The following is an 11,648-nucleotide window of genomic DNA, read 5'->3' as shown; positions in this document are numbered from 1 at the left end:
TTTTTAGCTATAGAAATTAAATCATCTTATAATTTCAAAATTTTGCCCTGCACTATGTTGTCTCACCCATATTTTCTTTATTACTTTGTAGCACCATCGACCGCCATTAACTATATTCTTTCTCATCTTATGCAACGAAATGAATTGCACGAGCATATTATATCCTCTGCGGGGAATCTTTTCTATTCCCAAGGATATAACTCAACAGGGGTCAACGAAATTATAATCAAGTGCGATATTGCAAAAGCTACGCTTTACAGTCACTTTAAGTCTAAAGAGGATATTTGCGTTGCTTATCTCAATCAGCGGCACGATATCTTCATGAATAGCCTTAAAAGCTATGTTGGGCAAAGAAATGAAAGTAAAACCCAGCTACTGGCCATTTTTGATTTGTTACGGGATATGTATCTTGAAGAAAATTTCCAGGGTTGTTGGGGTCTTAAAACACTTGGCGAACTTTCACCCGATCAAACCACCATTCTTAGCGTAATTCAACAGCAGAAAAAGGAGTTGCTTTTATATTTGGGAGAGGTTGTCGGTGATAATATATCCAATCTTTCCAGGGCGGAAATAGAAAAAATATCGGGAGGTCTTTATCTTTTATATGAAAGTGCGGTTACGGAAAGTCACTTGTTTAAAAATGATTGGCCGATTTTTATGGCCAAAAGTATAGCTTCCTCACTTTTCATTGAATCTGAACTGACATAAAAAAGCCCCGCCAGTATTGGAGGAGCTTTTAAAATAGCAATTTTTACTTTCTAAGCTTCTACGGTTTCCAAAGGCTGCGCTACTGGAAAATCAACAGGAACTTTTGTAGTGCTATGGAGATAGTTTGAGATGGTTTTATCTCCCACCAAGGCAATCGTGTCAATTAAATTTTCCTTGGTCCATCCGGCTGCAAAGAAATTATCCAACACCTGGCTATCTGTTGCTCCTCTATTTTCGGTGATGTTTTTGGCCAAACGTGCCAAAGCATCCAGTTTTTCGTCAAAAGAGGCTTTACCTGCCCTTAGCTCTAAAATTTGCTCATCCGTAAAACCGTTCATTTTACCAATTGCCGTGTGTGCGGACAAACAGTAAATACAGTTGTTTACCTGACTCACGGCCAAATTAACCACCTCTTTTTCTTTGGCCTTTAATGAGGTATTGGCATTAGAAAAGTTAAGATAGTTAGCCAACGCATTTTCTGAGTGTGCATAGGTGGCGAAAAGGTTGGGTACAAAACCCACTGCTTTTTCCAGATTGTCAAAAATGGCCTGATTGGCCGCACTTACTTCTTCTCTTTTAGGTACATTGATTGTGCTCATAATTGTAATCTTTTTATTGAATTGCTATAAATAGATTAATACGTCTGTACAAAAGGTTTTTCCACATCACAGTAGAAATCGTGATGATATTTCTCCTCACAGTGTTTCGAAACCTTTACGGTCTGCGCTTGGGTTTTCTGTGATGTTCTAAAAATCTCAATGAGATTGAAAATAGATTTTTCCGTGGGTTTCATCTTTTATCTGTTTTTTAATTTCAGGGCAAAGATGCTTCCAAAAGGAGGGTGGGTGTTAGGAAGGGTTTCCCGATGGCTTGACCAATTTTCCCTTAGGCTACCAAAAGAAGGTTTTCCCGGTATTCCGATGGGGTCATCTGGGTCATTTTTTTGAAAAATCGACTAAAATGGGCGGGGTCGTTAAAGCCTAGTTCAAAGGCAATTTCCTGATTTTGCTTATCGGTGAAATTGATGAGTCGCTTTGCTTCCAACGCAATTCGTTCCAGAATGATCTGTTGGGGTGATTTTTGGTTGTAAATGGAAAAAAGATTGGAGAGTGTCTTCGGTGATTTGTACAACATTTCAGCATAATCACTGACCTTTCTCTTAGTCTTATAATGCAGGTCCACTAAAAAATTGAATCTTCGGATGGTATCTATTTGATCGTTCCCTAGTGTTTTAACAATGAGCTGCTCCTTTGCCAAACGTGTACTCATAATAATCATTCTTTTAAGGAGCATTTGTAGCATATCGCCTTGAATATTGTCCGGGGTAGAAAACTCCTCGATGAACATATCGTGCAACAAATTGAACTTGTTCAACTGGCCTTTGGGAATTGTAATAATAGGGATGTCCTGAGTTCCAAAAAACAAAATGCCGTTGCAAGATACCTCACTATCATGATCGGATATACAATAAAATTCCCTGTTGAAAAGGATAGCGGAAAGAGGGAGCTTTGTCTCTGAATAGGAGACATGTTGCAGATAGGTAACCGTTATAATCTGATCGGGCAACAATTCCAAATCCATTCCATCTATCTGAATAGTCAATGGACAGTTATTTCTGTTCCATAAAAATTTAATGGTCTTTGATGTAATGGAAAATCGTTCTCGATCTCTTTTGATGTCATCCGTAAAGCCTAAAATGGCCCCTAATCTGGAATCTTTGTATTCGTGTTTCATTGGTTTGATCGTTCCGTTACAGAACAATTAGTCCAATATTCTTGTTCATACTTACAGTGTACGAACTTGTCATTAGTAGCTGAAATGATAAATAGTAGGCAAACAAAAAAGGTGTGCATTTTTTCAATGCACACCCTTATATAAACTTATTTATTGGAGCTTTTAAAAATTACAACTCTCTATCTCGGTTACACGTAAGGTGTTCACCATGCCTTTTTCTTTTATCGGCATTGCCGCCAAGCTGACAAGCATATCGCCAACGTTCAAAAATCCTTTTTCGCAGGCTATTTGGTTTACATCTTCAATGGTTTGGTCCGTAGATACAAATTTATCATAGTAAAATGCTTTTACACCCCACAATAGATTCAACTGAGTCAAAATTCTTTTATTGGATGTAAACACAAGAATGTGCGCAGCGGGCCTCCATGCCGAAATTTGAAATGCAGTATAACCACTATTTGTTAATGTGGAAATAGCTCTTGCTTCAATTTCGTTGGCCATTAATGCCGCATGGTAACAAACTGATTTTGTAATGTATCTATTTGTTCTGATATGTGGAGGTGTCTGTGGTACTTGAATCAAGCTGGAACCTTCGACACTGGATACAATGCTCGACATTTTTTCAATAACCTGAACAGGATAATTACCTACCGATGTTTCTCCCGAGAGCATCACGGCATCCGCTCCATCCATCACGGAGTTGGCCACATCGTTTACTTCTGCACGTGTTGGGGTTAAACTGGTAATCATGGTTTCCATCATTTGGGTCGCAATGATCACCGGAATTCTTCCTTTTTTGGCGCTGAGCACCAATTTTTTCTGAATCAATGGAACCTCTTGTGCTGGAACCTCTACACCCAAATCTCCACGGGCCACCATAAGTCCATCGGAAGCCTTCACAATCTCCTCAATGTTTTCAAGTGCTTCTGGCTTTTCTATTTTGGAAATAACCGGGATTTTATGTTCGGTGTGTTCCTTGATCAAATTATGAAGGTCATATAAATCTTGCGCATGACGTACAAAGGACAAAGCTATCCAATCCACATTTTGGCCAATTGCAAAAATTGCATCCTTAATATCCTTCTCTGTAAGTGCTGGCAAAGAGATGTTGGTGTTAGGCAGATTCACCCCTTTTTTGGATTTTAATGGGCCACCTTGTATTACGGTCGCTACTACTTCATTATCTCCATTGGTGGATTTTACTTCAAAAATAAGTTTACCATCATCCAATAGAATGCGCTCTCCCGCTTTTACATCCCTAGGAAAGCTTTGGTAGTTCATGTACACCCTCTCTGCAGTTCCTTCAAAAGGTTCACCTGTAACAAAAGTGACTTCATCACCTGGAGCAACAATGACCTCACCTCCCATGACCCCAACTCTTAATTTAGGTCCTTGTAGGTCGGCAAGTATGGCGGTGTTGATTTCCAACTCTTCATTAAGTTCCCTTATCATTTTAATTCGTTCCGCAACATCTTCGTAGGCAGCGTGGGAAAAGTTTATTCTAAAAACATCCACTCCTGCCAGGATCATTTCCTTAAGGGTTTCCTTCTTACTGGTGGCTGGACCCAAGGTTGCTACAATTTTAGTCTTCTTTCTCGTTGGCATTGTTAAAAGATTAAATTTCTTTTTGATTTTAAGTTTTGTGTATCCAATGGATATGCTGTTATCACTTTGGCTATTTGATTTATGGATTTTATCTTTTGTAAAAAGATTGTTGCATCTGCTGAATCAACTTTTAAAAAATAATCAACTTCTTTCCGTTCTTTTACCAAATAATCGGTTTTAATGGAAATATTGTTTCCAAATAATCCTACCGATGGTGTCTCCACCTCAACTTCGCATTTGTTTGAAATCAGTGTCCAATACACGTCGTTTATTACATCGTCCCAATCGAATACGGAGAAAGACATATTTTCATCTAGATGAAGGTCTTTTGTCATCCGTTTTAAAAATAGGCCACAGATGGAATTTATGGCATAGGTGATAGCATAATCTTCTAAATCACTATGTATGGCGATGAGAGAAAAACTATCATCATATAGGTCTGCCGATATCTTATGCGTCGTTAACATGCCCATAACACGAACGGTAAATATAGGCTTAATCCTTATGAATGCCTAGTTAATACAAAACTATACACTTATAAATAAAGCGAAAACGTTTGAGTTTGCCTTTATTTAAAGTTAGTGGTTTTCTATCTTGCTTTGCAATGCAAAATAGGCTCTTTTGGAAGCTTTCTCTTCAGCTTTTTTCTTTGATGTGGCCCTAGCTTTGGCAAGCATTCTGTCCCCGATGGTCAGTTTGACCGCAAAGTGCTTAAGCTCATCATTCCCCGTATCCTCATATACATGGTAATTAAAAGGTTTCTTTTCTTTTTGGCACCACTCAATTACCAAACTCTTATAACTAATCACCTTTCCTTCCAACTGCTCAATGTCCACATAGGGATCTATTACCCTATCATCAATGAACTTTTCACAGTAATTGTAGCCCCTGTCCAAGTAAATGGCTCCTACAAGTGCTTCAAAAACATTGCCATGGATATTTTCGCCAAAATGCGATTTGGGAATCCTACTCTCCACAAATTCCAACAGCCCCAAATCCTTGCCTAATTCATTAAGGTGCTTTCTACTAACTACTTTGGAGCGCATTTTCGTTAAGTAGCCTTCATCTCCTTCAGGAACTTCGTTGTATAAATATTTAGAGATGATGGTTCCTAGCATTGAATCTCCCAAGAATTCCAATCGCTCATAGTTAATTGGATTTCCTTTGGCGTCCTTTTTGTTCATGGACCTGTGAAGGAATGCCGTTTTATAAATTTCCAGGTTCTTGGGCTTAAACCCAAGTATTTTTTTGATTCCCAAAAAAAAATCCCCATCCGTGCTCGGATGGGAATTGAATATTTTGGAAGTAAGTTTCATGCTACAAAACTACCCTAATTTTTTGAATAACACACAAGCATTGTGTCCTCCAAAGCCGAACGTATTGCTCATGGCAACCTTTACCTCTCGCTCCTGTGCCTTGTTCAAGGTCAAGTTTAGCGATGGGTCTATTCCCTCATCAACCACGCTATGGTTAATCGTAGGAGGTACTAAATTATGCTCCATGGCCAAAATGGATGCTATGGCCTCAATGGCTCCTGCAGCACCCAACAAGTGTCCGGTCATGGACTTCGTAGAGTTAATATTAATGTCTTTGGCATGATCTCCAAATACTTTGGAAATAGCCTTTAACTCTGCAACATCTCCAAGTGGTGTAGAAGTTCCATGCGTGTTAATGGCATCTACATCTTCTGGTTTTAGTCCAGCATTTTCTAAGCAGTTTTTCATTACTTGAACTACTCCAATACCTTCTGGATGTGGTGCGGTCATGTGGTAAGCATCACTAGATAGTCCACCACCCAAAACTTCTGCGTATATCTTGGCTCCTCTAGCTTTGGCATGCTCATACTCTTCAAGAATGAGTGCTCCCCCACCTTCTCCCAATACAAAACCGTCTCTAGTGGCATCAAATGGTCTGGAAGCAGTTTCTGGGCTTTCATTTCTGGTGGAAAGTGCATGCATTGCATTGAATCCGCCCATACCCGCCATAGTTACAGCTGCCTCACTACCGCCGGTAACAACAACATCGCAGTGTCCCAATCTAATATAGTTAAGCGCATCGATCATGGCATTGGCCGATGAAGCACAGGCAGAAACCGTGGTATAGTTTGGCCCCATAAATCCATGTTTGATGGAAATGTTACCCGGTGCGATATCTGCAATCATTTTGGGAATAAAGAATGGATTAAAACGTGGTGTACCATCACCATTGGCGTAATTGATTACCTCATTTTGAAAAGTTTCCAATCCGCCTATTCCTGCTCCCCATATAACACCTACCTTAAACTTGTCAACAACGTTCAAGTCTATTCCAGAGTCCGCAATGGCTTCATCTGAAGATACCAAAGCATACTGGGCAAACCTGTCCAGTTTTCTGGCCTCCTTGCGATCAAAAAAGTCTGAAGGATCATAACCCTTAAGCTCGCAAGCAAACTTTGTTTTAAATTTTTCGGTATCGAAATAAGTAATGGGGGCAGAACCGCTCTTACCGGTCCGTAGTCCTTCCCAATAAGCTTCCAAATTGTTACCTATGGGTGTTAACGCTCCCATTCCGGTAACCACAACTCGCTTTAACTGCATTGAACTATTTTTTTACCCTTTAGACGTAAATTATAAAAAAAATTATCCATGTGATAATAACCACATGGATAATTTATAATCTTTAGCGATATATCATATAATTACTTAGCTTCTTCTATATAGCTAATTGCTTGACCTACAGTGGCAATGTTCTCTGCTTGGTCATCTGGTATTTGAATATCAAATTCTTTCTCAAACTCCATGATAAGTTCAACAGTGTCCAAGGAATCCGCTCCTAAGTCGTTGGTAAAGCTAGCTTCTGCTACAACTTCATTTTCATCTACACCCAGTTTATCAACGATGATAGCCTTTACTCTTGATGCAATGTCTGACATAATTATTGTGGTTTTAAAAATTTAAATCGTTGGCAAAAATATAAAACTTTGGATTAAATACACCATTTGTCGATAAAATGTGCTCCAAATTAATCATCTTAAAATACTGTACATTACTTTAGCCGACGTAATTTAGTCCAAAAACATATCAATTCCTAACGAATGAAACGAATTGTAATCTTCGCATCGGGCAGTGGGTCCAATGCAGAAAATATTATTTCCTTTTTTCGTGAAAAACCAGATGTAGCAGTAGCTGCGGTACTTACCAATAAGAGTTCGGCCAAAGTCCTAGAACGTTGTGACCGCCTGGGGATCCCTGCCTTTTATTTTAATAAGCCCGCTTTTAAAAATTCTGATGCGGTCGTAAATTTTTTAAAAGGACTTAACACGGATTTAATTGTACTTGCAGGTTTTCTCTGGAAGATTCCATCACACCTTATTGATGCTTTCCCGAATAAAATCATCAATATTCACCCAGCTTTGCTACCTAAATATGGCGGAAAAGGTATGTACGGGGATAAAGTTCATCAAGCTGTTAAGGACAATAAAGAGACTGAAACTGGTATTACAATTCATTATGTAAACGAAAATTATGATGAGGGTGCCATCATTTTTCAAGCAAAAACAGATGTGATTCCTTCAGACGATGCAAATTCCATTGCCCAAAAAGTGCATCAATTGGAATACGAACATTTTCCTCAGGTGATAGAAAAACTCTTATCCTAAATGGCGAAGAAAAAGAAGTTTTATGTAGTCTGGAAAGGCAAGCGCCCCGGTATTTTTGAATCCTGGGCCGATTGCAAAGCCCAAATTGATGGTGCAAAAGGGGCCCAATACAAATCGTTCACCACTTTTGAAGAGGCCAAAAAAGCTTTCAATGGCAATTATTTGGAATATAAAGGCAAATCCAAGAGCAAAACAGAACTCACCCCAGAAGAGTTATTGAAAATTGGCGACCCCAATTACAACTCCATTGCCGTGGATGCTGCATCCAGTGGCAACCCTGGAAAAATGGAGTACCGTGGAGTAGATACAAAAACCAAGCGAGTTCTTTTCCACCAAGGTCCTTTTGAACAGGGAACCAGTAATGTTGGTGAGTTTTTAGCCTTAGTGCACGGTCTCGCCTTTTTAAAGCAGCAAAAAAGTGAACGAATCCTTTATTCAGATTCTAGAATCGCCATTGGGTGGGTGCGCAAGAAAAAGTGTGGCACTAAATTGAAAAAAACTACCAAAAACGCCCAACTTTTTGAACTGATAAAACGTGCAGAGGAGTGGTTAACAAAAAACAGGTTCAATACTCCAATTGTGAAGTGGGAAACCAAAGCTTGGGGTGAAATTCCTGCGGATTTCGGAAGAAAATAATCTGTTTCGCGAACAAACACGCCATTTTTTGATAATTGGAACATCCATGCCGTATATTTGCAGCAAAAATTAGGGAATGGGCAAATTACTGATCGTGGGAACCATGGCTTTTGATGCCATTGAAACACCGTTCGGGAAAACAGGAAGAATTTTGGGTGGTGCCGGCACCTTTATCGGCTTGGCAGCGTCACAATTTAAAATAGACTCCGCAATCGTATCTGTGGTGGGAGATGACTTCCCTCAATCTTACATGGATATTTTAAAAAATAAAGACATTGACCTTTCTGGTGTTGAAGTAGTGAAAGGCGGTAAAACTTTCTTTTGGGAAGGAAAATATCACAACGACTTAAATTCCAGAGATACTTTGGCCACCGAATTAAACACCTTGGCCGATTTTAATCCAGTGGTACCAAGTGATTATACCTATGCTGATATTGTAATGCTTGGCAATCTTCACCCAAACATCCAGTTGAGCGTAATTAATCAGATGGAAAAACGACCAAAACTTATAGTCTTGGATACCATGAATTTTTGGATGGACAATACATGGGATGAGTTGATGGGGGTAATCTCCAAAATTGATGTCATTACAATTAACGATGAAGAAGCAAGACAAATGACCAACGAATATTCCTTGGTCAGGGCTGCAGCTAAAATTCAGGAAATGGGACCTAAATATGTGGTGATTAAAAAGGGAGAGCACGGCGCACTCTTGTTCCATAAAGACAATATTTTCTTTGCCCCTGCCCTGCCTTTGGAAGAAGTTTTTGACCCAACCGGTGCAGGAGACACTTTTGCCGGTGGTTTTGCCGGATACTTGACCGAAGTAGGAAACATATCTTTTGAAAGTATGAAGAACGCCATTATTCACGGATCCAATTTGGCATCGTTCTGTGTGGAACGCTTTGGAACCGAACGGATGGTGAATTTAGAAAAGAGCGAGGTCGATGCCCGCTTGGTACAGTTTAAAGAACTGACACAGTTCAATATTGAATTAACGTAAATGTTTGCCCTGAAAATTTCGGGGCTTTTTTATTTGATTTGTTATGAGTGATCCCATTAAGCACGAATGTGGCATATCGTTGATCCGTTTGCTTAAACCCCTGGAGTACTACAAAGAAAAGTACGGTACCGCTTTTTACGGTGTAAATAAGATGTACCTAATGATGGAGAAACAGCACAACCGTGGACAAGACGGGGCTGGTTTTGCAAGTATTAAAATGGACATGGAGCCTGGTGAACGGTACATGAGTCGTGTAAGGTCGGCCCAACAACAGCCCATTCAGGATATTTTTGCCCAAATAAACAATCGTATCAATACGGCCTTGACCGAGCATCCAGAACATGAAGACGATGTTGCCTGGCAAAAAAAGAACATTCCCTATATCGGAGAACTTCTAATGGGGCACGTTCGTTATGGCACCTTTGGTAAAAACAGCATTGAAAGTGTTCATCCCTTTTTGAGACAGAACAACTGGATGCACCGTAACCTTATCGTTGCCGGAAACTTTAACATGACAAATGTTGATGAGCTTTTCGGAAACTTGGTGGAATTGGGACAGCACCCCAAAGAAAAAGCCGATACCGTTACCGTAATGGAAAAAATCGGCCACTTTTTGGATGATGCCGTTGCCAAGCTCTACAAGCAAATCAAAAAAGAAGGATATACCAAAAGAGAAGCTTCTGCCCTTATTGCAGAACGTTTGAATGTTGCCAAGATTTTGAGAAAAGCTTCCAAAAACTGGGATGGAGGTTATGCCATGAGCGGACTTGTTGGTCATGGTGACGCCTTTGTGATGAGGGATCCTGCGGGAATACGACCCGCTTATTACTACCAAGATGATGAAGTTGTGGTAGTGGCGTCGGAACGTCCTGTGATCCAAACGGTTTTCAATGTTGATTTTGAAGATGTAAAAGAGCTAGATCCTGGGCATGCCGTAATTATCAAGAAAAGTGGCTCCATGGCCTTGAAAAGGATTTTGGAACCCACTGAGCGAAAGGCTTGTTCTTTTGAACGCATTTACTTCTCTCGAGGTAGCGATAAAGAAATCTATCAGGAAAGAAAAAAATTGGGAAAACTGGTGTTTCCCGAAATATTGAAATCCATAGACAACGATTTAAAAAATACGGTTTTCTCCTATATCCCGAACACGGCGGAAACTTCTTTCTTTGGCATGGTAAAAGAGGCCCAGAATTACCTCAACAAGAAAAAAGAGGAGCAAATTTTGGCACTAGGTCCCAATATGACTGGAGAAGAGCTTCACAAGATATTGGCCGTAAGACCACGAATTGAGAAAGTGGCCATTAAGGATGCAAAGCTGAGAACCTTTATCACCCAAGATAGTAGCAGGGATGATTTAGTCACCCACGTTTATGACATTTCTTATGGTTCCGTAAAAAGCACGGACAACCTTGTTATTATAGATGATAGTATTGTTCGAGGAACCACTTTGAAGCGAAGTATCCTAAAAATATTGGACAGACTTTCTCCTAAAAAAATCGTTGTGGTTTCCTCCGCCCCTCAAATACGCTACCCTGATTGCTACGGTATCGATATGGCCAAGCTGGAAGATTTTGTGGCTTTTAAAGCAGCAAAAGCTTTGCACGAGGATCACGGCACAACCCATTTGATAAAGGAGATTTATGAAAAGTGTCTCACTCAGACAGACACATCCAACAAGGACGCCGTCAACTATGTTAAAGAATTTTATGCGCCGTTCTCTGCCAAACAGATTTCAAAGAAAATTGGGGAGATATTAAGTCCGGAAGGTATCAATGCAGAGGTTGAAATCATTTACCAGACCATTGAAGGTCTGCATAGCGCTTGTCCTAAAAACTTAGGTGATTGGTATTTTACTGGAAATTATCCAACACCTGGTGGCAATAGGGTGGTCAATAAGGCATTTGTCAACTTTTTCGAGGGCAAGAACGAAAGAGCTTATTAACAGTCATGTACAAAATGCACAAAAAGTGTGCGTTTTATCGATGAAACTAGCAGTATAGCGGGTTTTTATACAATTAGAAACCCTCAATCCTACTTTAGTATCTGCCATAGCATAAGTAGGTTAAGTTCATGGTAAGATTTGGGGCAAAAAAGGTGGAAGCTATTCCACCTTTTTTATTTTCTACACTTTCCCAACTGGAAATCTTCGTAATCCTTTTCTTCATTAATAATGCTCTGGAGGCCAAGTTGTACACTTTAACCAATTAAAGGGAGTTTCATCTAAAAGCTTGGGCACAAAAACATCGCTTGGCTTACATTTGGAGGACCATAGCATAAGTAGGTTAAGTTCATGGTAAGATTTGGGGAAAGAAGGCGGAGCGTGCT

Annotated in this window: 13 protein-coding genes; 5 read left to right on the top strand and 8 right to left on the bottom strand. The window is 39.8% G+C overall.

What is annotated here, in order from left to right; translation table 11 throughout:
* Positions 1-54: 54 nt before the first annotated feature.
* Positions 55-708 carry a TetR/AcrR family transcriptional regulator gene (locus ACQQ5U_RS06695; RefSeq protein WP_437396203.1) on the top strand — a complete coding sequence of 218 codons (654 nt, stop codon included), beginning with the start codon at positions 55-57 and terminating at the stop codon, positions 706-708.
* Between the two features lie 50 nt (positions 709-758).
* Here ACQQ5U_RS06695 and ACQQ5U_RS06690 read toward each other — a convergent pair whose 3' ends face one another.
* The 8 genes from ACQQ5U_RS06690 to ACQQ5U_RS06655 form a co-directional block, all read right to left on the bottom strand.
* Entirely contained in the window at positions 759-1,307 is a 549-nt protein-coding gene (locus ACQQ5U_RS06690) for a carboxymuconolactone decarboxylase family protein (protein ID WP_437396202.1), read from the bottom strand.
* A 35-nt stretch (positions 1,308-1,342) separates the two neighbouring features.
* The gene (locus ACQQ5U_RS06685; protein WP_437396201.1) at positions 1,343-1,501 is read right to left on the bottom strand and encodes a hypothetical protein; all 159 of its coding nucleotides are present in this window, start codon (positions 1,499-1,501) and stop codon (positions 1,343-1,345) included.
* Positions 1,502-1,593: 92 nt separating this feature from the next.
* Entirely contained in the window at positions 1,594-2,442 is an 849-nt protein-coding gene (locus ACQQ5U_RS06680) for a helix-turn-helix domain-containing protein (RefSeq protein ID WP_437396200.1), read from the bottom strand.
* A gap of 162 nt (positions 2,443-2,604) precedes the next feature.
* Positions 2,605-4,047: a pyruvate kinase gene (gene pyk, locus ACQQ5U_RS06675; protein WP_437396199.1), complete on the bottom strand. Its 1,443-nt coding sequence runs from the start codon at positions 4,045-4,047 to the stop codon at positions 2,605-2,607.
* A 2-nt stretch (positions 4,048-4,049) separates the two neighbouring features.
* Positions 4,050-4,520 carry an IPExxxVDY family protein gene (locus ACQQ5U_RS06670; protein ID WP_437396198.1) on the bottom strand — a complete coding sequence of 157 codons (471 nt, stop codon included), beginning with the start codon at positions 4,518-4,520 and terminating at the stop codon, positions 4,050-4,052.
* Between the two features lie 105 nt (positions 4,521-4,625).
* Positions 4,626-5,363 (bottom strand): ribonuclease III, encoded by a 738-nt coding sequence (gene rnc, locus ACQQ5U_RS06665; RefSeq protein WP_437396197.1) that lies wholly within the window; start codon positions 5,361-5,363, stop codon positions 4,626-4,628.
* Positions 5,364-5,372: 9 nt separating this feature from the next.
* Positions 5,373-6,623, bottom strand: a complete 1,251-nt coding sequence (gene fabF / locus ACQQ5U_RS06660; protein WP_437396196.1) for a beta-ketoacyl-ACP synthase II — start codon at positions 6,621-6,623, stop codon at positions 5,373-5,375.
* Between the two features lie 101 nt (positions 6,624-6,724).
* A complete protein-coding gene (locus ACQQ5U_RS06655; RefSeq protein WP_009778413.1) occupies positions 6,725-6,958 on the bottom strand; it encodes an acyl carrier protein in 234 nt (77 codons plus the stop codon).
* A gap of 162 nt (positions 6,959-7,120) precedes the next feature.
* Here ACQQ5U_RS06655 and purN point away from each other — a divergent pair, with 162 nt between their 5' ends.
* The 4 genes from purN (at position 7,121) to ACQQ5U_RS06635 (ending at position 11,265) form a co-directional block, all read left to right on the top strand.
* Positions 7,121-7,684, top strand: a complete 564-nt coding sequence (gene purN / locus ACQQ5U_RS06650; protein WP_437396195.1) for a phosphoribosylglycinamide formyltransferase — start codon at positions 7,121-7,123, stop codon at positions 7,682-7,684.
* Positions 7,685-8,320, top strand: a complete 636-nt coding sequence (locus tag ACQQ5U_RS06645) for a ribonuclease H1 domain-containing protein (protein ID WP_437396194.1) — start codon at positions 7,685-7,687, stop codon at positions 8,318-8,320.
* A 76-nt stretch (positions 8,321-8,396) separates the two neighbouring features.
* On the top strand, positions 8,397-9,323 hold the full coding sequence (locus ACQQ5U_RS06640) for a PfkB family carbohydrate kinase (RefSeq protein WP_437396193.1): 927 nt from the start codon (positions 8,397-8,399) through the stop codon (positions 9,321-9,323).
* A gap of 43 nt (positions 9,324-9,366) precedes the next feature.
* Positions 9,367-11,265, top strand: coding sequence for an amidophosphoribosyltransferase (locus ACQQ5U_RS06635; RefSeq protein WP_437396192.1), 1,899 nt, complete (start codon positions 9,367-9,369; stop codon positions 11,263-11,265).
* The last annotated feature ends 383 nt before the right edge of the window (positions 11,266-11,648 follow it).

Source organism: Flagellimonas lutimaris, from assembly GCF_051494225.1.
Taxonomy (GTDB): Bacteria; Bacteroidota; Bacteroidia; order Flavobacteriales; family Flavobacteriaceae; genus Flagellimonas; species Flagellimonas lutimaris_A.
This window is presented reverse-complemented; position numbering and strand designations above follow the sequence as displayed.